Source organism: Psychrobium sp. 1_MG-2023 (assembly GCF_030689115.1).
Classification (GTDB): domain Bacteria; phylum Pseudomonadota; class Gammaproteobacteria; order Enterobacterales; family Psychrobiaceae; genus Psychrobium.
Genome location: NZ_JAUYVJ010000035.1, coordinates 1 through 21,212 on the forward strand (window position 1 = coordinate 1; position 21,212 = coordinate 21,212).

The following is a 21,212-nucleotide window of genomic DNA, read 5'->3' on the forward strand; positions in this document are numbered from 1 at the left end:
GCACCAGTGATCATGTTTTTAACGTAATCGGCGTGACCTGGACAATCTACGTGTGCGTAGTGACGTGTTGGAGTATCATACTCAACGTGAGAAGTAGAGATGGTTATACCACGTGCTTTCTCTTCAGGAGCGTTATCGATTTGATCGAATGCTTTTACGTCACCGCCGTAAGTTTCTGCTAATACTTTAGTGATAGCAGCAGTTAGAGTTGTTTTACCGTGGTCAACGTGGCCGATAGTACCAACGTTAACGTGCGGCTTGGAGCGGTCAAATTTTTCTTTAGACATGATATAGCCTCATCCAGATGATAATACAGGTGGTAATCGAACCACATGCGTTTAGTTTTCAGTGCGTATAATACCAATAGAGTAAAATAACTTATAGTAGAATATTTGATTCTAACCATAAATTTTTAACTTTATTTAATTATTTTTTAAAAGAATGAGATATATCAAGAAAGAGTAAAGAAATGGAATGGTGCTGATACGCAGATTTGAACTGCGGACCTCACCCTTACCAAGGGTGCGCTCTACCAACTGAGCCATATCAGCAACTTATATTGGAGCGGGCAGCGGGAATCGAACCCGCATCATCAGCTTGGAAGGCTGAGGTAATAGCCATTATACGATGCCCGCAAATAACTCTACTTTAACTTATGGCTATCTCAATCTAGAAAAATGGTGGAGGGAGGTGGATTCGAACCACCGAAGGCTGAGCCGGCAGATTTACAGTCTGCTCCCTTTGGCCACTCGGGAACCCCTCCAGAATTTTTTACTTCTAAATTGAAACAGATGGTGCCGACACCAAGAGTCGAACTCGGGACCTACTGATTACAAGTCAGTTGCTCTACCAACTGAGCTATGTCGGCGTTCCGTTTCAGTGGTGCGTATACTAGTGATTTGGTTTGAGCAATGCAAACACTTTTTGTAAAAAAATCACTTTTTTTTGAAAAAAGGCTTACTTACGGTCAAATTAAAACCAATCGGATTAATTAACATACAGCGCGAGACCTTCTAACACCAAATGCGGACGATTTAGCCCTAATTCACGAATCTCTGGTGGTAAATGATTAACTCCACCCCCAGTTAAGTAGACTTGAGGCTCTATATCACCATCAAACAAACTTTTGGCTTTTTGAATGGCATAAAGCACCGTTCCCGATAAAGCAGCGCGACAGCCGTTTTGCACACAGGATTTAGTATGCTTACCAAACGTAAGTTCCTCTCCGTGGTGACCACCGCTTTTAACTAACGCGGTGTGCTCAGTTAGCGCTAAGTTCATTAAACGAAAGCCTGGGCTAATCCAGCCACCTAGGTGCTTACCATCAGCATCAACCACATCAACGGTCATCGCCGTACCAATATCAATGACCACGACTGGCTTTAATGCGTCCTTATAAGCCGCTAAAAATGCCAACCACCTATCAATGCCTAAGTTTTTTGCTGGGCTATAACTATTAGTTACACCAAACGCATAACTTGGACTCGACACCTGCTGGTACCGAACCCGTAACTTACGTGCTAAAGCTTTTATCAAGTGATAGTTTTGCTTAGCACCCACATTTGAGTAAATAATCTGATCAACAGCTCCAATATCTTGTTGCGGAGGGCGATGACAAAAATCTTTAACAGTAAAGCTACCTAAATAATGCATACCCGAAATGCCACCCTTCGCATCAAGGTGTAATTGCGCAGCTTTGAGTTTGCTATTACCTATCTCTATTAATAATTTAATCATTGCTGCTTTCTCAACGAAATTTCACCGCCGTAATAGGTTTGCTGTTCGCCATCGGATTCAACCACTATGCCACCCTGTGCGTCTACCCCTCGAGAAATGCCACTGATAGTACGTTGACCAATTAATAAGTTAACTGGGGTACCCACAAAGCAATCCACCACATTCCAACGTTCAACAAACGCACTAAAACCTCTTTGCTCAAAGGTATTCATTACCTGCATCAAATGACGCAAGATAGTTGCAGCAATAACATTACGATCGAGGTTAATTCCAGTCTGAGCGAGATCGGCAAAAGGTTGATCTATTTGTTCAGTGACCGAATCAGGCAACTGCACATTAATACCAACACCTATTACGATGTCACAACTATCACTGCCCTGCCCTTCGAGCTCAATTAAAATACCGGCTAACTTACGGCCTTGATAATAAACATCATTAGGCCACTTGAGTCCTAACTCATTCACACCTAGCTCGACTAAGGCTTCACTCAAAGCAATGCCTACTGCCAAGCTTAAGCCCATGGTGGCACTAATACCTTGCTCAAAACGCCAATGCATCGAGAAATATAAGCTTGCTCCTAACGGTGAGGCCCATGTACGACCTCGACGTCCTCGTCCCGCCGTTTGTGCTTCAGCAAAGACGGTATAACCCGAAGCCGCGCTTATTAACTCCCCTTGCTTAATCTTATCTTTAATCAGTTCATTGGTTGAACCAACGACTGTTTCAACCGCCACTTGATGTTCAATGTTATCACCTAATAAGCGTGATATTTCTCCCTGCTGTAACAACGTAATCGGTGTCGCTAAGCGATAACCCTTGCCCGTCACCGAATAAATATCGAGGCCCAGTTGTTGTAAAGCTTGAATATGTTTGCCGATAGCTGCGCGGCTAATACCACATAACTGCCCGAGTTCTTCACCCGAACAAAATTGTCCTGCGGCCATGGTCGATAATATTTTTTGGGTTGTCGCATTAAACATCGCTTAGCACCTCGTCCAAATTGCTATAACCTAATTGCGCGATAAAATTCACTTCTGGTTCTAACCTCACGTTAAACTGCTGTTCAACCTTGTTTCTCACAATATGCGCTAATTGCACAATATCTGTTGCAGTAGCCTGAAATTGATTAATGAGCACCAGCGCTTGTCGTTGATGTACCGCAGCACCACCGACAGTGAACCCTTTAAGGCCAACCTGATCTATTAACCAACCCGCCGCAAGCTTAGTTTGTGTTCCTGCAGGATAACTTGGCATTGTCGGATATTGTGACAGTAATGCTGAAGCGATTGCTTTATCAACCACAGGGTTTTTAAAGAAGCTTCCAACATTAGGAGTGACTTTAGGGTTAGGTAGTTTACTTTGCCTAATCGCAATCACTTGCTTCGCCACATCGAGTGGTTTTAGATCCAATCCTAACTGCTGCCCCCAGCGTTGCAACTCCCCATAGCCTAGTTGAGGCCGCCAATGCTTGGCGAGTTTAAAATCAACACGACTGATAAACCAATCACGCTCAACTTTAAACACACTATCACGATAGCCAAATTGACATTGTTCGCTTGAAAAGGTCTTACGCTCAGCACTCGTTAAAGAAAAAGCCTCAACGGCACGACATACATCGGACAATTCAACACCGTAAGCGCCAATGTTTTGCACAGGAGCAGCGCCGACTGTTCCTGGGATCAACGCTAAATTTTCTAAGCCACCAATGCCTTGCTCAGCGCAATAGATCACTAAATCGTGCCAGTTCTCGCCACCAGCGACACTTAAATGGTAATAGTCTTCGCATTCTGTGATCTCAATTCCACGTAGCTGGTTATGCAATAACATACCTTCATAGTCTTGAGTAAAGAGGACATTAGAACCACCACCTAATATAAGCGTTGGCTCAGAGCAAGGTAAAAGCTCACGCAGTTGTCGTAATGAAGTAATCGCAACATAATGCTGGGCATTAACCTCAAGTTGTAAGGTATTTAAGTCGCGTAGGGAGTGACAAGGCATATCAGTATCTTTTCAATAAAATCACTGGCAAGTGTAAATTAAAACAACTGAATTTAACAGGAACAAGCAGGGTGAGCTTTCCCCAGCATCACTATCAATGCTGGAGAATAAGTAAGACCGTTGTAATTAAGCGACGTCCTTAATCACTTGTACCAAGTCAGACTGCACTGCAGCGGCTGTAACTTCACGACCCGCTCCAGGGCCACGAATGATCAGTGGATTATCTTGATACCACTGACTCTTGACCAAGAATACATTATCAGAAGGTGTTAATGCCGCAAACGGATGATCGTTGGCTAATTGCTGTAAACCAACCTTTGCGTTGACCTTGTCACCCTCAACGATCAGCTCTGCCACATAGCGAATGACACAATTTTTAGCTTTAGCCTGTTGATACATCCCCGACATCAGCTCATCGAGCTCACCCGCACGTGCCAAGAACTGTTCTAAATCAATATCACTTAAGACATCAGGCACCATCGAATTAAGCTCTATATCGTGTAAGTCCAACTCATACCCAGACTCACGCGCTAAAATTAATAGCTTACGTTGCTTATCTTTGCCTGAAAGATCATCGCGCGGATCTGGTTCAGTGATCCCCAAAGATAAAGCACGTAACAGTAATTGGGAGAAAGGCTCACTATCATCATAATGCTGGAACAACCAACTTAAAGTTCCTGAGAAGACACCGCTAATTGCTTGTATTGCGTCACCGCTACGTCGTAAGTCATTGATTGCATATTGAATCGGTAAACCTGCACCCACACTAGCGTTATATAGCCATTTGCTGTTATGACTATGACTAGCCTGTTTTATCGCTTGATAAAACTCATTGGCGCCAGAACCTGCTAACTTGTTTGCACTGACCAAATGATAACTGCTGCTTAAAATTTGTGGATAGAGGTTCGTTACACCCTGATCTGCCGTGATATCTAACATCACAATTTCATCAAGTGGGTTGTTTTCAAATAATGACAATAGATTCTGCGTATCAAATACCTGACTCTGCTGCTGGTAACGTGCCTGCCATTCGTCAAGTTTAATCCCAGAGAAGTCGATTAGGGCTGAACTAGAACGTACAATACCTACCACAGGTAAATGGACGTTGAGTTGTTGCTCAAGTTTTTGCTGCTCTTGGTTAAATACATCAAGCCAACAACGACCAATATTGCCTGCACCCAATAATACAACGCCCACACGCTTAGCTGGGGTATAAATCTTTTGGTGAAGTAAATAAGCAAGAATATTCACTCGCTTAGCCGGTACGATTGCACTCAAACTTAACCCATTGTCAGAAAGAACAACAGGCAGTAACGACTCTTTTGCCAGTAACTTATTAAACAGCTTACGATACCACGACACGCCAGCATCGAGTAATGAGATTAAGCCAACATCCGATTGGCGTGTCCAATTAATACTTCGATGTTCGTTTAACAGTCCCTCAAAGCTTTGTGCTACTTCATTAGCCATTACCAGTAACAATTTATTGCTATGACGTGTGGCCACAAGCGGAAAAAAGCCATGCTGTGGCAATGATTCTAGTAGCGCTGCTGACTTATCATTATCTGGTAAATGATAAAGCTCCACGTTGTCCATACCATTGACGATACAATCACCTACATGACCTAACCGTTTACCAATTTCAGTAAAGGCAGCATCAGGCTCAAAGCTGCTGCGTACACGCAGCGCAATTTTATCTTGTGCTAATGGTTGTAAAGTCCGGCGATGAAGCACAGGGTTGCCTAAACGTGCCAACTCTTCGGCTTCAGCTAAGCTTAACTCTTCGATAAGTGCGGCTTCTTTGATTAAGTTAGGATCAGCACTATACACTCCAGCAACATCAGTCCAGATATTAACTTCGCCAGCACCAGCCAATTTAGCAATTAAGGTGGCACTATAATCACTACCATTACGACCGAGTAATAATGTATTGTGCACTTCATCACGGCAGATAAAACCAGTAAAAACACGCTGAAAAGCGAGGTAGCCTTGACTTAAATTTTCTAAGTTTTGCGCTGACTGCTGCTCATCCACAATCGGTGTGACGACACCTTGTGCGACTAAGAAGTCACGCGTATCAAAAGCAACCGCCTCACGACCCAGTTGTGATAATAAAGCTGCTAATAAACGTGAAGACCACACCTCACCACAAGCAACAATCTTATTAGCGGTAAATAAATCAATTTCTGTTTGCGCCAACCACAGCGCTAACGCAGCAAAGTCATCATCTAGCAACTCTAACAGTGATTGCGGCTCAGAAAGTAGCTCGTTTACCAACTGCTGTTGAAAATGTTTTAATTGCCCGACCAATGGCAAGTAATCATAGCCTTGCTGAGCAAGCTCCGTCAGGCGTAATAATTTATTCGTGGTTTTTCCTGCCGCAGAAACCACCACTAAATCGTGACTGTCACTGTGGCTTAGTAATAAATTTGCAACACGAGTGTAGCAAGCTGGATTGGCTAGGCTACTTCCGCCAAACTTATGTAAAGCAGCTTTTTGCTTGCTACCCTGAATGTTCGCTACACTCATGTCTTATTCCTCAATACTTTAAAAACGTTCGATTAAAGCGACGCTAAAACCGTATCTAAACTTTGTGACAAGTCCTGAATCAAATCATCTACAGACTCTAAGCCAACTGAGAGACGTATCAGGCTGTTACTAATACCCGCTGTAATACGTGCGCTCTCTTCCATACCTGCGTGAGTCATTGTTGCAGGGTGTGCCACTAAACTCTCAACGCCACCTAAGCTTTCCGCGAGACAGAATAATCCAATTTCTTCAACAAACAGCTTACTTTGCTCAATATCACCCGCAAGATCGAAACTTAACATCGCACCAAAACCCAGTTGTTGTGATTTAGCCAACTCATGTTGCGGATGATCTTCAAGGCCCGGGTAATAGACTTTCGCTACCGCTGGGTGCTCATTTAAAAATGCGGCAATTGTCGCTGCACTCTCTTGATGTTGCTTCAAACGTACAGGCAAGGTACGTAGACCTCGCATCGCCATGTAACTATCAAATGCCGAGCCTGTCACACCAATACAGTTAGCCCACCAATCAAGGTCAACACCCAGTTGATGGTCTTTGGTAATAATCGCGCCAGCGACAACATCGCTATGGCCATTGATATATTTGGTACAAGAGTGCAATACAATGTCTGCACCTAGACTTAATGGTTGCTGTAAGATTGGGGTTAAGAAGGTATTATCAACAACAACATAAGCACCGACAGCTTTGGCTTGCGCCGCAATCGCTTTGACATCAACTAAACGTAATAGCGGATTACTCGGTGTTTCAATCCACACCATTTTCGGTTTAAGCGCTATCGCAGCATCTAAGGCAGCTTGGTCGTTTTGATCAACCACTACCAGCTTAAATAATCCACGACGCTCAAGATGATCAAACATCCGGTAGCTACCGCCATAACAATCATGCGGAATCACTAAAGTATCTTCAGGGGATAACAATTGAATAACAGTGGTAATCGCTGCAAGGCCCGTACACGTCATCACGCCGTAAGCACCGCCTTCAAGGTCGGCTAAGGCTTTTGCTAACTGGCTACGGGTTGGGTTACCACGACGCGCATAATCATACTCTCTTGGTTCGTCGTAGCCCTTAAAAGTATAATTGCTAGAAAGATAAATCGGTGGCACAACCGCGCCATGTTGCGTGTCAGTATCAATACCACCGCGCACAGCGATAGTTTCAGACCCAAATTTGTTCATAAATCCTCCAGCAAAAAGCTTGACTTAAGGTACAGCTAGGATATAAAGATGTCTAGATGGCTAATTTAGTTTATCTAAAAAAAGACGTCAAGATGTTTAGACGTCTATCTTAAAATAAAAAGTGAAATAAACGTCATTAAAAAGCAAATATAACCACAAGAAATTTGACAGTATTCGCTCAACCGTTAAAATCTGCATGCTTTTTATAATACATGCGTCAATATAGCGAGTTATAAAGAGCTTTCACAGCGTTTAGATCAATATAATAGGGTGTTTTCATGACTGTCTGGAATGGCGAATATATCAGTCCTTATGCCGAGCACGGCAAAAAGAACGAGCAAGTAAAGAAAGTAACCGTTTCAGTGCCTTTAAAGCTATTAAAGATCCTGACTGATGAACGCACACGCCGTCAGGTCAATAACCTACGCCATGCCACCAATAGTGAATTATTGTGTGAAGCCTTCTTACATGCTTACACAGGGCAGCCATTGCCAGAAGATAGTGATTTAGCAAAAGATAAACCTAGTACAATTCCACAAGCGGCACGTGAGCTAATGGAAGAGTTAGGGACTCTAGAGCAGTACTTAGCAGATACCGAAAAAGAAGACTAGCAATTGACATATAACGCTATCGCAAAGGTAGCGTTAAACAAAGGCATGCCCCGCCCAATTGGCTGCTACTTCTAGCGGAAACACACCCCTGGTGCCAATCCATTATTTTTACCGTAATCGCTAAGCCTAAACCGAAATGCCCCATTTCCCGCGAGCGTTCCGCGTCAAGTCTAACAAACGGGTCAAACACTCGCTCTAGATCGCTATTGGCAATTCCGGGACCATCGTCTTCCACCAAAATATTAAGTTGCTGCTTATCACACTGCAAAGTTACTGACACTGTGGAGTCAGCATAATCAATCGCATTAGCTAATAAGTTTTGCAAGGCTCGGTAAAACCATTGTGGGTCAATCTGTGCAAACGTTGGCGTTTGCGTGCCATTTAATTCCACCGTGACTTGCTGTTGCAAAGATAAATTCACAACATCTTCAATCGCCACCTGCAACCACTCATTTAAATCAAGTGACTTAAGCTTTAAGCTGCCTACTTGACGCTCCATTCCTGCATATTCTAGAAATGCGGCAGTCATTTCTTCCATTCGGGTTATTTCGCTTTCCATGCGTGAGATATATTGATCTTTCTTTTCACTATTAGAACAGTCTAACGCCGCCTCGACCCCAAAACGTAAACAAGCTAATGGCGTTCTAATATCATGCGATAAACTACGCGCTAGTATCTTATTATCTGCCATCAGCTTTTCAATTTGATCAGCCATATCATTAAAACTATGCTCAAGCTGCTGAATATAAGAAAAACGGCTATCAGGAATACGCACCGACAACTCACCTTGACCAAACTTTTTAGAAGCACTGGTGAGCAAAAATAAACGTCTTGTTAGAGGAAGTGACCACAACACAATAATCAGACACACCCCTAAATAAAGCGACAAGGTCAACAATAAATCAAACTGATGATTATCATCTTCGGCGCTAGGCAAAGAAAGTTGTAGTAATTTATGAGGATGGTTTGTAATGGCTTTGAGCAAATAAGCACCCTGATCGGACGCGATTAACAACCCGCCATCTTGAGACAGTTGCAGAGCGAGAGAGCTTGGTAGTGCCACATTGTCGGCTGACTCAAGGCTTAATTGACTTGAAAAATGTTGCGCAAGTCGAATAACCGCCTCCTCAAGCTGACTATCCTCCAGTGGATTGAGTTGTTCACTTAAGCCATTAATTAACTTCTGATAAACCACCACTTCGCTAGTGTACTGAGCTTCTTGTTCCGAATTATGATCCACCAAGAGGTCGAGCCCCCACCCAGTGGCAAACAACGCCCCAAGCACAGTCACAATAATCGTAAAATACAATCTGCGCATTAGTTAGCGCTCTTGCCAAGCATCTTCGACAAACAAATAGCCCTTACCCCAGATAGTCTTAAACTTTTTTGGGTTTTGCGGATCGTCACCGAAGGTTTTTCGTAATGTCGATAACATCACATCAAAACGACGATCAAGACCGTCATATTCACGCCCCTTCAACGCTTTAAACACATTATCACGTTCGACAACTTGCCCAGCCTGACTGGCTAAGAACCATAAAAAAGAAAACAGATTAGTCGACAGTTCAACTTCATTACCTTGATACACCACTCGCTTCGATTGCTGGTTAATAACAAGTTGCCCAAAGTTAAGTTCCACTTGTTCTGCTTGAGGCGCCGTGACCGCGATTAGATTATTTTTAATCCGTGCCAGCAGCGCGCGAGGTCTAACAGGCTTTATCACATAATCATTAGCACCTGCTTCCAAACCAATGACTTCATCAAACTCATCAGCACGGGCAGTCAACATAATGATTGGCACCGTTGATACTTCACGAATTAAGTGACAAACCTCAATACCATTAACACCAGGCAGCATCACATCAAGTAACACAATATCAGGCTTACATAATTCAAAAGTAGCCATCACTTGATCCCCACGCTCAACATGCGTCACTTGAAACGCTTGCTCGACTAGATACTCTTTCACCCAATCAGCTAAGGTGACATCATCTTCAACTAATAATACATGACCATGATTTAACATAGGTTTCCTTTAGTGACTAAAAAAGACGCCAGCGGCGCTTTCTTGATGTTTTTTTATGAACCCAACCAACATCCACATTGGCCACACCTATCACTCTTTTAGATTGTTGATTAACGAGTGAATAACTCACTTTTTGACTCGACTCAAACTCAATCGTCAAGGTTTGATCTAGTGTATCTCCTAAACAGCTTAATGGCTTAGCGACATTATTTTGATAAACACAATAATGACCTAGAGCCGCTAACTTCACTTTAAGTTTAATGGTCGTAAAGCATTCTCGCCCCTGCCTCAGCGCAATGCACTTGCTCGGTAACGCATCAAAGGTGACGACTGAAGAGTTTTCAACAGCCTCTAACACAGGGTCACTCTCTGTGGCATGTGCTGTTGCGACACTAAGCGCACTAGCTAAGCTCAACAGCTTGAGGTAGCGGCTAAAACACATAGCGCACACCAATTTTTAGTTCAGAGAAATGCTCCCTAATGCCAATCGGACTGCGGGAGATATTCTTGGACAAAAACGTATTGGTCAGCCCCATATTAAATGACCAATTTTGCGATAAGGGATACATCGCAAAGGCTTCAAGTTCAAGCTGAATACCATCTCCGGCTCGGTAGACTGGCAAAATATCTGAAGTTTCCTCCTCAGATACACCAACATAATAATCAACAGTCGAGGCAGAAAAATAAGTGGCGCCAGCTCCTAAATAAACATCCCAATTACGATAGGGGATCAAGTAACTATAAAAGCTGTCAATCACCCAGCTGTTCTGCCCTATCGAGGGGTGTAAAGAGGCGATATCAAGATGAAAAATAGCCTCATCCTGAAAGTATGAATACCGTAAGCCAATACCATTGCCCGCAAGGCGTTCATTTAATGTCGTATATTTGGGTATGGGTACAGAGTGATGGCGTTCAATCGACTGCGGATCAAAGCCAACCACATAATTTTTTACAATTAAATCAATAGCCCAGTCAGACTGTTCATGTAACAAGTAGCCTATTTCGCCACTATATAATGACGCACGACGTCGATTAGAACGAATGTAAAAATCTTTATAAGAAACATCAACCAGCAACGAAATATCGATAAAATCATCGATATCTGTTAGCTCAATATCACTCAAAAAAGTCGGGTTATACACCGCCGACAAGCCAACGATCAACTCCCACTGAAAACCGCGCTCTTCTTCTGTTGATTCTTGCTCTGTCTGGGCATTAACCAGTTGAGGCCATACCAGAATTACGGCCAGTAATAGCATTCTTAACATTATGGTATCGTCCTTGAAGTCACCAAAAAATCTGCCAAGAATACTATCAAATATCTAAACTAAGCCCTATCTTAAAATTGTTTATAATTTGTAAGAAATTACTCTACTTCCGAGTACTAAAATTGTGTGCTCAAACCAATCGATGGAAACATCCCAATATCGGCTTCACCTTCGATCTTAAAGTTAGTTAAACTATCTCCTTCTTCGGCGGCATAATAATAACCAGATACATTGTCGCTATTAAGGGCATTAATTAATGCAAACTGCCATTCAACTGGGTGAGAAAAAATAGTTGTTTTGTAATTTGCCTGCAAATCTAACCGTTGATAAGCGGGCAATGTTTTAGCGTTAAGCTCGCCATAATTAGCGAGGAAGCGATTAGGATGATCCGGGTTTTCACGCAGCCCAATAATTGGCGTATATCGAGCACCACTACGGATGGTATAACGTAAACCAAAGTCCCAACGTTCATTCAGCTGATAATTAGCGACGACATTGCCTAATAGCGGCGTATCTAAATGATAGTCCTTGGTAATATTAGTTAACTCATCTGTACGCTCACTTTGCGACCAACTCACCGACGCCCATCCATACCAGCCATTTTCCCGTTCACGCTTAACCACCCATTCAACGCCTGAAGCCGTCCCTGATAAATCATTACTATAACGACGCTGCTCAATGTCCGTTTCTGGATCAAGCGACAATGCCATATCCTCAAGATCTTTATGGTAAACCTCGATACTCGTCTGCCATATATCATTGATTTGATAATCAGCCCCTAATGAATAATGAGTCGCCGTGGGCGCATCAAGCTCTGGGTTACCTAACTTACGTAACACTGTATCAATGTCAGGAAAACGACTGTATCGACCCGCCTTAGTGGTTATTTTCAAATCATCGCTGACATACCAAAATGCGGCTAAACGCGGATGAACAAAGCTTTGTTCGGTATAATCGTTATATTCCGCACGTGCGCCTATCTCAAGCTCCACATTGGCTGATACAGCCCAATTATCTTTAATATAAAAAGCTGAGTTCACCATGGTTAACACATCTTTATCCTGTCTACGCTCGCCTTTCTTCGCTGAACAATCTGCGTCATGGTCAGTACAAAAATACGGAATAACATCGTAACTATAATCCGCCTCAACGCGTTCGACACTGCCCCCGGTGCTTAAGATATGGTCATTACCTATATCCACTTGATAGGCAACACGGAAATTTAGTTCTTCTTCATCATTACGAATGTATTGGCCTTCACCATAGTTTTGCACCACACTTTCGCTGCTATGAGCCAAGACCACATTCAACACCTGACTGTGATCGCCAAAATAGTCCCACACCAAGCTTTGGCTATCAAACCCTGTGGTGATTTCTAAGTCCCCCACATTATCCGGATCGAGCCGTCCTTCTTCGGAAGCCTCTGAAATATTAATACCCGCGATATCATTAGCGCCTAATGCAGTAAAGGTGAGTCGGTGATCGTTACCAATCAGCCATTGATACTTTGCCTGATAGTCATCGCTTTGTGGGGCTTCAAAAATGGTTAATCCATCTTCCTCTTCTCCTTCAGGCAAGAAGAGGTGAATTAAACTGCGGCGATATGAGATATAAAACGCGTGATCTTCTGCCAAACCACCCTCAACCATGATGCCGGTTTTTAATAAGCTAGCATCGACCGTCGTTGTAATGTCTTGGTTACGAGGTGCGCGTAGTTTCACATCAAACACACCACCCGTGGCATTACCGTATTCGCTGCCAAACGCGGCCGAATGAAGCGAAAAGTCTTGCACCACATTTTTATTAAAAATACTGTCACCAAAAATATGGAAAATATAATCCACAGGCATATTATCAATAAAGAACGCATTATCTTCCGGTGAAGAGCCGCGAATCGCCGGCTCGCCGCCATGATCGCCGCCGCTATGTACCACACCCGGCAAGCTAAACACCGCACTGAGTGGATCATTATCAATGCCTGCCACATTGAGCAGTTTTTGAGTTTGCACTGAAACCTCGGTTAAAGGCGCATTCCGTTGTCCCTGCACTTCAATCACTTCAACAGGTTTGTTAGCGCTTTGCTCTTTAGCCTGTAAAGCACCTGAAATAGCTAAAGCCGTGAGAGTCAGTGTGGTAATAGTTTTCATCTTGATATCCGTATAGTTGGTATAGCGCTATAGTGCTACAAACCCGTGTTGGATACCGTTGAACAAATGTGGTGAAATGATTAAGAAATGTAAGATTGTGTAAGATGTGCCCCCTTTAATTCAGTGACGAACTAAAGGGGTAATATTGATTAGCACATGTGACTTAACAAAGACTAAAAAGCATTAACGCTCACCAAATGACTCTGATAATGTTTTCTTCAATGGTTTTAATAAATAATCCATGACCGTGCGATCACTGGTTTTAATATCTACTTGAGCTGTCATCCCCGGTAAAATTTCCAGCGTGCGTCCCGACGTTGTCGTTACTGGTGAAGTCTGGCTAGTGACATGAACACGGTAATAAATCTCTTCACCCCGCCCAGTCTCTTCTTTTAACGTATCACCACTGACATAAACAACTTCCCCGATAACCCCGCCATAAATCGTATAATCAAATGGGTCGAAGCGGATTGTTGCCGATAAGCCTTTCTGTACTTGGGCAATATCTGCTGGACTGACTTTCGCTTCAATAATCAACTCATCGCCAACGGGGATAATTTGCATTAACTCTTCACCGGCACGTAGTACACCTCCAATGGTGGTCACTCGCACGTTTTTAACAATACCGGGTAGCACGGCAGTAAACACACTATCGGCCAATTGCTGTTGACGCTGCGCTAAAATTTGTTCATTTTGCGCTATTTCATCTTCAGCCTTAGCGAGATCTGTACTCACTTGCTCTAGGTATTTATTTTTCCGGTTAATAAGCTTGGCTTCTGCGTCATTTAAAGCGCGCGCCGAACGAATCACCTCAGTGCGGTTAACATCACCCGACTTAGATAACGATTCAATTAACTGCGCCTCTTCTCGCGCTAACTCAACAGCCACTTCAAGGGTGCGCAGTTCTTCATAGAGCCCAGTGCGTTTTTGCTTAAACAGTGCTTGTTCAACTTTCACTAAATCGGGGAAGCGTAGTAACTCATCTGAGAAAACTAACTCTTTCGAATCAACCACCTCAGCACGTAAACGTGTTGCTTTGGCCTTCAGCGCAGACAACCTGACTTCAATCTCTTTAACGGCAGCGCCAATACGCGTTTGATCAAGCGTTGCAATAACCTGCCCTTTAGCAACGGTATCGCCCTCTTTCACGTTTAAGGTTGCTAACACCCCGCCATCAACAGACTGAATAATCTGGACTCGGCTACTAGCAATGACTTCACCAGTCGCGCGAGCCACCTGATCAATACGATACACAGAAGACCATACGGTGAAAGCGATAAGGCCTAATAATAATAGCCAAAGCACCACTGAATAATTACGCTTATAATAGTTCTCTAAGCGTAACGCCGCTTTTTTATTACTGACTTCGTCATCGGCAAAAAAGTGATCAAATAACATTGTTCGGCCCCTTATTAGCAAACCCTTGATTAGGAGACGGTCGATTCAGCCCCGCTGATTGTCGTGTTGCAGGTTGACGATTTAACACCTTGGGTAACACCACTTCCGGTTTACCATCAGCCACGACTTCGCCCCGCTGCATCATGATCACGCGATCTGCAATTTGTGCTGCTAAGGCGGGTCGATGGGTTGAGATCAATAAAATATCATCCTTTTTCACGTGTTTTTTAAGCGCTGCAAGCACTTGTTTTTCGGTCTCACCATCTAAAGAGGCGGTAGGTTCATCCAGTAACCAGATTTTAGGTTGCGCTAAAAAGACGCGTGCTAGACCCACTAGCTGACGTTGACCACCAGAGAGCCCCTCACCACCTTCACTAATCGCTAAGTCAAGTCCTGCAGGGTTTTCTGCCGCAATACGATCAACACTTAAATCGTTACTCACCTCTAATAAATGCGAATCACTGACCGCCCCTGAAAGGGATAAATTACTGCGCAATGTGCCTTTAAACAGATGGACACTTTGCGGTAAATAACTGACATGCTGCGCCACTAGATTTGGGTCAACCTCCCACAAATCAGCTTGGCCTAATCGTACTCGACCCGCACTAGGGCGATATAAACCCGCTAACACTTTTAATAAGGTTGATTTCCCAGAACCAATCGAGCCTAAAATCACCACACGCTCTCCTGCCTTAAACGATAATGCAGGAGTATTTAATTGCTTAATCGGCGATTCAGGGTATGAAAAGCTAACCGACTCTAATGCCACCGATTCCGGCACCTGTTCTGGCAATAACAATTGTTGTTCACGACGACGTTCAGACTCACAGTTAAGCACTTGATTGACCATTTCCAGAGCCTGCGAAACATTTTGCCATTGCGCTAAATGCTGCACCCCTTGTGAAATTGGCGCAATCACACGGCCACCTAAAATACTACAGGCAATCAATGCCCCCATGGTCAAGTTACCCGCTTCAATTTGACTCACACCAACAACGATGGCCGTCACATAAGCAAGCGTCGAGAGGCTGCCTGTGGTCACGGTGGCAAAGTTACTAATGGCTTTTTGGCGAATATTATAACTAGAAATAGTGTCCGTAATTTCCTGCCACTCCGTTGAAAAACGCCACGTTGCGTTATTCGAACGGATAGACTCCGCGCCTTGAATCGCATCAACCAATAACCCTTGACGCTCATTGGAGCGCATCATTTGTTCTTTAAGCAAACGACGTAAACGTTTTTGCGTTAACCAGCCTAGTAGCGCAGCCACAGGTAACAGCAATAAATAAACCCAACCGATATGGCCACCGATAATCGCGATAATTGCAATAAAAAATATCGCAAAGGGCATATCAACCAACGCAAAAACAACGCCGGAGCTAAAGAATTGACGCACAGAGTCCAGTCCACCTACCTGCGCAGCCAACGTGCCTAAACTGCGCGGTCGCGTATCTAACTGTAAGTGCATCACATGATCAAACACTTGCTGTGACACCGCTTTATCCACAGCACAACTGACACTATCAAGCGTTCGCGCGCGCACTGTTTTTAGCAGCCAATCCAAGGTCACGACAACAAACATGCCCACCACCAAAGTGGTTAAGGTGGCATAAGCTAGAGTTGGTACTACGCGATCATAAACTTGCATCGCAAAAATAGAGGTCGCTATCGCCAATAAGTTGATCACTATAGTCGCTATCACAATATCAACTAACCAACGCTTGGTTTTAAACATTTCTTTGAGTACCAAGCGTGCGGCAATATTGCCTTTAAGTGAAAACGCCGAGGGAGCCTTGCGTTCTTTCGGCGCTTGCACCCATAACACCGCGGCCTGCTCTAATTCATTGTCATCACACAATCGTGTGTCATTATCTGCATTGGTCAATTGTAACTGACCATCAGTTGCAGGCTCGACCAAATACCATTGCTGCTGATGTAATAGCATCGCTGGCAAACGACGTTGATCAAAACGACTCCAACGTAATTGCGCCGCTTTCACCCCTTTAAGTTGCAACACATTAACAATAAAGTGAAAATATTTAACGGGTGGGGCATCGCCAAGCGCTGCCTGTGCCTGCTGACACGCCTGTTGCAATGCGCCCATTTGCACAGAGACACCCAAACGTTCGAATAATGGTTGAAGGACTGATGCTGGCAGTGCAGGCGATGAGTTAGCCACCGTTGGCTCGGCGGCTTGATTAGTTTCTGTCACGTTATTTACTACCTGTATTAATGCCGGCCAGCGAATCTAATCGCCCCGTCAAGGCTGCTATGCGTAAAGATAAGCTCAGCCATTCACTGTGCGCTTGCACTAACCCCATCTCAAGAGAGGTTACTTCGCGTTGGGTATTTAGTACCTCGAGCCACGATTTACGACCCGTTTCATATTGGCGTAAAAACGATGATTGCGTTTGCTGCATCGCATCCACCGTCATTTGCTGAGAGTCAACCAAGCCCTGTTTAACCTTGCGATTTTGCATTAATGTTTTCACCCGGCGACGTACATCATTGAGCGCGCTGTCAAGTTCAAACTTAGCCGCTTTGATTCTCGCTTCAGCACCGCGCATTCGACTACGCGCGACAAATCCAGCCCCTTCTAATGAGCTTTCGAGCGATAAGCCAGCACGAAAATCATCCGCCCCTGGCACAGTTTCAATCAAGTCAGATTCAACCCGTAGCGATAAGGTCGGCATCACTGCTAATTCTTCTGCTTTTAAATCTAAACGGACATTGGCGAGCGCTTGGCGTTTTAATTGCACCGTAGCCTGATGCATTGCGGCCTGACGTTCCACTTCAGCCAAAGCAGGCAGCTCTGCTAATTGCAGCTCAATAGATTGATCTGTCGCCACTTGTATTTGAGTTAAGGTGTATAACTCGGTTAAAGCCACCGACAGTTCACCTTTGACTGTTTCACGCTGTGTTTTCGCTTGTAATAACCGAGCATAAGCGAGTCGAACATCCGCCTCAGAAGAAAGCTGTCCTTGCTGCCGACGATTAATGCGTTGATGATAGCCTTCATGCGCCGCTACATTCTTTTGCGCGACTTGTAAACGCAATTTAATCCCGTCAATTTTCGCGTAAACAATCGCCGTCTCTTCGATAAGTTGACGCTGAACCTCTAATAACTCCCACTCTTGGCTAACGACACTAGCCTGAGCCTGGTCTATCGCGGTGGATATTTTACCAAAGGTCCATAGCGGTTGATCGATGGTTATCGTGGCTTGCTCTTGTTCATTGACATTATTCGCTTGAGCACGAATAGTCGGATACCTTTTGGCCTTTGCACTATCCACCGCATATTGCTGCGCCTCAACCACTGATTGTTTACCTTTTAGGGCAGGGTTATGCTGCATGGTCGCTTGTAAAGCAGCGGCAATGCCAGCTGCTGAGGCAGCCTCAGTAAAGCCTTGTTGTTCAGTCATCTCTGTCGCTAAGCTCATACCACTAAATAAGGCGATGCCGCTACACAGCATTAATGCTGTCAGAATACCGGTTTTATTGTTTTGTCGTTGTAACATCTTTATCTTTCAAGGTTAAAGGTTGTAAAGCTATCATCAAGTTCGTCGGCGGCCATTGTTGCCTCCAAACCACTATCATCTCGTAACTGGTTCGCCTTATCGGTGTCACCGAGCTGCTCATAGCCTTTAATTAAATTGCGTGTCCACTCTTGGTGCCATGGTGCAATCTCTAGCGCCTGTGCCATCAACGCAACGCCCTCTTGCGGGTGGTTTTTACTCATATAGACAAGACCCAGCATATACTGACACGCCGCATGCTTAGGGTTGTGGTGCAACATTTTTTTAAAGCAAAGCTCTGCACCATCGAGATCCCTCGCTTGATAAAGCGCCACTCCGTCAGTAAGAAAGCCCGCAACAGGCAAGGTGATCATGTCGTCTATTGGATCCGGGGCTATTTTAGCATTAGTTCCCTTAATTAATGGCGCTAAATATTGCTCGTAGCGCTTCCATTTCGCTTTCGAGGTTTTATAAATCGGTTGACGCACCTGCCATACACTGGCAGTTTTCACCGTTCGATCAAGCTCATTAAACTTAAGTACCTGCGGCTGCCATTCAACGCCAATATAGTTCAATAACTTGCGCGCACTACCCTCTAAATCATCCACCACATCTTCATAGTTGAGCTCGAGAATTTCACCGGGAAAGGTCTGATGCCAGTGATGCATCATCAGGTTATGATCGGCTAATTGTTGGCCGATATCTTCTAAATCATAGGCGAAACCCATCCCCCCATGCTTGGCCTGAAAATCGGTGAAGTAATTCGACATCGCAATATCCCGCGGATCACGGCGCACCGAAATGATTTTAGCCTTTGGAAAGAGAAACTTAATTAAGCCTATATTTTCGAAGTTATGCGGTAGTTTATCCACCACATGTTTGGCGTTGGGCTTATCCTCTTGTGCTAACGCACGCATTTCGTCAACAACATTATTTGCAATGCCAGAGGTTACTTCGGCCGTTAAATCATCGACACAATCGGGATAGCTACGCCCCGATCCCGTTTGACGCTCCCAGCGCTGTAAACCTTGTATGACTTGAGGGATTACGCCAAGTTCACCGGCACCAAAGATATCACTGTGCCCTGCAATAATTTGCTCGACTAAGGTTGTGCCAGAACGCGGCATTCCTAATACAAACACAGGGACAGTTGAATCAACACCACAATCAGGACGGTGTTGATAAAGGGCTTTAGTAAAACTCACCCTGATTCGAGCACACTGATTACGGTGAGCTTTAGCGTCATAAGGTAAAAACTTCTTGCTCGCTTCATTCGCAAGTTTGGCAAGCTCGAATGCTTTGTTATAGACTTTACGCTTTTCCCAAGCACTCGCAAGCTGAAATAAGATCCCTGACTTCATCTTCCCTTCTAGGCTTGGCAGTTGTGCAGCCTGTTCCATTTTTATTAAAGTAGCTTCATCCTCAGGAAAATGGCGGGCATTGATTAAAGCTGAATGACCTTTTACAGGGTCAATTCTTTTTATTTTTTCAAATAACTCAATAGCTTCGTCAATATTCCCTTGCAGCATTTGCTGTTGACCTAAGCCTTGTAACGCAGGAAGATATGATGGATTCTCGTCAAGTATCTCTTGATACAAAACGGCTGCATAAGCATAGTTTTGTTCATTACTTTCCACTTCAGCTAAGGTATTTTTTGCCGCTAACTGTACGATATGTATTTCTAAACCGTTATGCTGGTCTTTCGAAGGTTTATTGGCTAACTCAACAGCCCGCTCTGCTGCATAACGCGCTTTTTGATTGTTGTTATGTAAGCAAACATAAGAAAGTTTTGCCCATAACTTTATACTCTCAGGGTGATGATGCAGCGCCTGCTGTAATACCTGTACCGAAGGAATAAACTGTCCTTGCAATTTCGCTAACTCAGCTAATTGCAAGCAGAGCTCAATATGATGAGGATACTTTTTACCGTAGCGGCGTAAGATTTCGCTGGCTTGTTGATGTAAATCTTGTTCTGCAAGTAAATTGCTATAATAAATTAACAGTTCAAAAAAATATCTATCAACTGAAGACTTAATATGTAACTGAAAGCATTGTTCCAACCATTGTTCCGCCTCTGTAAATGATTGTAGTTGAACCCAAAGCTGCAATTGTAATTCATCTAGCTGATTAGCAAACTGTAACTTTAATTCTTCAGGCAATGCGCTCTCTATTTCAGCTAATGTCGATTGCCCTTGTAAAATCAGCTGCTGCGCTTGTTGAAAGTATCCTAGTTGAAGATAAATATTGATTAAATGATTGGCAATCGGAAGCCGCTCTGGAGCAAGAGCTAGCGCTTGCTCAAAGAGCGCCTTTGCTTTATCTAATTGTCCTACAACTAGGTAACAATAACCTAAACGAGCTACAGCTAATTCATTAGCAGTACCCAACTCAACGATAGGCTTAAGCAAAGCTTTTGCTTCATCAAAGCGATGAGTTACTAACAACACAGCGGCCATATCAACGACAGTCTCGTTATCATATTCATCAAGATAGCTTTCAGCTTGCTGATAATACTCTAGTGCTTTTTCTCGTAAGCCTAAATGCGCATACGCTAATGCAAGCAACGGTAGCAGTACCGGAGCATAGCTTGATAGCCATGCATCCTCTGCGATCAGTTGCAACTCGTTAAACTGTTGATTATCTGCCAACTGGCGTAACTTTTTCAGGTCAAACATACACCTATCCAAATCATGAGAAAAGTGCATAAAATCATAATGGACACTTTTTAGACAACAAAAGCCTGCTCAGTACTTTAAAAACCTTAAACTACCGAACAAGCTTATTAAT

At 43.8% G+C, this 21,212-nt stretch carries 16 protein-coding genes and 4 tRNA genes; 1 reads left to right on the forward strand and 19 read right to left on the reverse strand.

Features of this window, described 5'->3' with window-relative positions; translation table 11 throughout:
• The 10 genes from Q8W26_RS15480 to metB all read right to left on the reverse strand — a co-directional run.
• Positions 1-287, reverse strand: a 287-nt coding sequence (locus tag Q8W26_RS15480) for a GTP-binding protein (RefSeq protein WP_305473742.1), incomplete at its 3' end; no start/stop codon positions are given.
• Between the two features lie 188 nt (positions 288-475).
• Positions 476-551 (reverse strand) — tRNA-Thr (locus Q8W26_RS15485).
• A 9-nt stretch (positions 552-560) separates the two neighbouring features.
• Positions 561-635, reverse strand: a tRNA-Gly gene (locus Q8W26_RS15490).
• A 43-nt stretch (positions 636-678) separates the two neighbouring features.
• Positions 679-763, reverse strand: a tRNA-Tyr gene (locus Q8W26_RS15495).
• Positions 764-792: 29 nt separating this feature from the next.
• Positions 793-868 (reverse strand) — tRNA-Thr (locus tag Q8W26_RS15500).
• 119 nt (positions 869-987) lie between these two features.
• Positions 988-1,737: a type III pantothenate kinase gene (locus Q8W26_RS15505; protein WP_101215655.1), complete on the reverse strand. Its 750-nt coding sequence runs from the start codon at positions 1,735-1,737 to the stop codon at positions 988-990.
• On the reverse strand, positions 1,734-2,717 hold the full coding sequence (birA, locus tag Q8W26_RS15510) for a bifunctional biotin--[acetyl-CoA-carboxylase] ligase/biotin operon repressor BirA (protein WP_101215654.1): 984 nt from the start codon (positions 2,715-2,717) through the stop codon (positions 1,734-1,736). The genes Q8W26_RS15505 and birA overlap by 4 nt, the downstream gene beginning before the upstream one ends.
• Positions 2,710-3,735, reverse strand: a complete 1,026-nt coding sequence (gene murB / locus Q8W26_RS15515) for a UDP-N-acetylmuramate dehydrogenase (protein WP_101215653.1) — start codon at positions 3,733-3,735, stop codon at positions 2,710-2,712. Before murB ends, birA begins: the two co-directional genes overlap by 8 nt.
• Positions 3,736-3,861: 126 nt before the next feature.
• A complete protein-coding gene (gene metL / locus Q8W26_RS15520; protein ID WP_101215652.1) occupies positions 3,862-6,264 on the reverse strand; it encodes a bifunctional aspartate kinase/homoserine dehydrogenase II in 2,403 nt (800 codons plus the stop codon).
• Between the two features lie 32 nt (positions 6,265-6,296).
• Complete coding sequence (metB, locus tag Q8W26_RS15525) at positions 6,297-7,460, reverse strand: cystathionine gamma-synthase (RefSeq protein WP_101215651.1); 1,164 nt, start codon at positions 7,458-7,460, stop codon at positions 6,297-6,299.
• A 278-nt stretch (positions 7,461-7,738) separates the two neighbouring features.
• Here metB and metJ point away from each other — a divergent pair, with 278 nt between their 5' ends.
• Entirely contained in the window at positions 7,739-8,071 is a 333-nt protein-coding gene (gene metJ / locus Q8W26_RS15530; RefSeq protein ID WP_101215650.1) for a met regulon transcriptional regulator MetJ, read from the forward strand.
• A 16-nt stretch (positions 8,072-8,087) separates the two neighbouring features.
• Here the strand turns inward: metJ and Q8W26_RS15535 are convergent, their stop codons facing one another.
• The 9 genes from Q8W26_RS15535 to Q8W26_RS15575 all read right to left on the reverse strand — a co-directional run bounded on the left by Q8W26_RS15535 (position 8,088) and on the right by Q8W26_RS15575 (position 21,100).
• The gene (locus tag Q8W26_RS15535) at positions 8,088-9,389 is read right to left on the reverse strand and encodes an ATP-binding protein (RefSeq protein WP_101215649.1); all 1,302 of its coding nucleotides are present in this window, start codon (positions 9,387-9,389) and stop codon (positions 8,088-8,090) included.
• 3 nt (positions 9,390-9,392) lie between these two features.
• Positions 9,393-10,097, reverse strand: coding sequence for a response regulator transcription factor (locus Q8W26_RS15540; RefSeq protein WP_101215648.1), 705 nt, complete (start codon positions 10,095-10,097; stop codon positions 9,393-9,395).
• A 16-nt stretch (positions 10,098-10,113) separates the two neighbouring features.
• Positions 10,114-10,539, reverse strand: coding sequence for a DUF3019 domain-containing protein (locus Q8W26_RS15545; RefSeq protein WP_101215647.1), 426 nt, complete (start codon positions 10,537-10,539; stop codon positions 10,114-10,116).
• Positions 10,529-11,365, reverse strand: coding sequence for a MipA/OmpV family protein (locus tag Q8W26_RS15550; protein ID WP_101215646.1), 837 nt, complete (start codon positions 11,363-11,365; stop codon positions 10,529-10,531). The genes Q8W26_RS15545 and Q8W26_RS15550 overlap by 11 nt, the downstream gene beginning before the upstream one ends.
• 116 nt (positions 11,366-11,481) lie before the next feature.
• Entirely contained in the window at positions 11,482-13,512 is a 2,031-nt protein-coding gene (locus Q8W26_RS15555; protein ID WP_101215645.1) for a TonB-dependent receptor, read from the reverse strand.
• Positions 13,513-13,695: 183 nt separating this feature from the next.
• Positions 13,696-14,910 carry an HlyD family efflux transporter periplasmic adaptor subunit gene (locus Q8W26_RS15560; protein ID WP_101215644.1) on the reverse strand — a complete coding sequence of 405 codons (1,215 nt, stop codon included), beginning with the start codon at positions 14,908-14,910 and terminating at the stop codon, positions 13,696-13,698.
• Entirely contained in the window at positions 14,900-17,122 is a 2,223-nt protein-coding gene (locus Q8W26_RS15565; RefSeq protein WP_305473743.1) for a peptidase domain-containing ABC transporter, read from the reverse strand. The genes Q8W26_RS15560 and Q8W26_RS15565 overlap by 11 nt, the downstream gene beginning before the upstream one ends.
• Position 17,123: 1 nt before the next feature.
• The gene (locus tag Q8W26_RS15570) at positions 17,124-18,428 is read right to left on the reverse strand and encodes a TolC family protein (protein WP_101215643.1); all 1,305 of its coding nucleotides are present in this window, start codon (positions 18,426-18,428) and stop codon (positions 17,124-17,126) included.
• 2 nt (positions 18,429-18,430) lie between these two features.
• Complete coding sequence (locus Q8W26_RS15575; protein ID WP_101215642.1) at positions 18,431-21,100, reverse strand: tetratricopeptide repeat-containing sulfotransferase family protein; 2,670 nt, start codon at positions 21,098-21,100, stop codon at positions 18,431-18,433.
• Between the last annotated feature and the right edge of the window lie 112 nt (positions 21,101-21,212).

Bases quoted from the DNA above. Each gene is read 5' to 3' on its own strand.
- Q8W26_RS15505 (WP_101215655.1), bottom strand. From the start codon at position 1,737: ATGATTAAATTATTAATAGAGATAGGTAATAGCAAACTCAAAGCTGCG.
- birA (WP_101215654.1), bottom strand. From the start codon at position 2,717: ATGTTTAATGCGACAACCCAAAAAATATTATCGACCATGGCCGCAGGA.
- murB (WP_101215653.1), bottom strand. From the start codon at position 3,735: ATGCCTTGTCACTCCCTACGCGACTTAAATACCTTACAACTTGAGGTT.
- metL (WP_101215652.1), bottom strand. From the start codon at position 6,264: ATGAGTGTAGCGAACATTCAGGGTAGCAAGCAAAAAGCTGCTTTACAT.
- metB (WP_101215651.1), bottom strand. From the start codon at position 7,460: ATGAACAAATTTGGGTCTGAAACTATCGCTGTGCGCGGTGGTATTGAT.
- metJ (WP_101215650.1), top strand. From the start codon at position 7,739: ATGACTGTCTGGAATGGCGAATATATCAGTCCTTATGCCGAGCACGGC.
- Q8W26_RS15535 (WP_101215649.1), bottom strand. From the start codon at position 9,389: ATGCGCAGATTGTATTTTACGATTATTGTGACTGTGCTTGGGGCGTTG.
- Q8W26_RS15540 (WP_101215648.1), bottom strand. From the start codon at position 10,097: ATGTTAAATCATGGTCATGTATTATTAGTTGAAGATGATGTCACCTTA.
- Q8W26_RS15545 (WP_101215647.1), bottom strand. From the start codon at position 10,539: ATGTGTTTTAGCCGCTACCTCAAGCTGTTGAGCTTAGCTAGTGCGCTT.
- Q8W26_RS15550 (WP_101215646.1), bottom strand. From the start codon at position 11,365: ATGTTAAGAATGCTATTACTGGCCGTAATTCTGGTATGGCCTCAACTG.
- Q8W26_RS15555 (WP_101215645.1), bottom strand. From the start codon at position 13,512: ATGAAAACTATTACCACACTGACTCTCACGGCTTTAGCTATTTCAGGT.
- Q8W26_RS15560 (WP_101215644.1), bottom strand. From the start codon at position 14,910: ATGTTATTTGATCACTTTTTTGCCGATGACGAAGTCAGTAATAAAAAA.
- Q8W26_RS15570 (WP_101215643.1), bottom strand. From the start codon at position 18,428: ATGTTACAACGACAAAACAATAAAACCGGTATTCTGACAGCATTAATG.
- Q8W26_RS15575 (WP_101215642.1), bottom strand. From the start codon at position 21,100: ATGTTTGACCTGAAAAAGTTACGCCAGTTGGCAGATAATCAACAGTTT.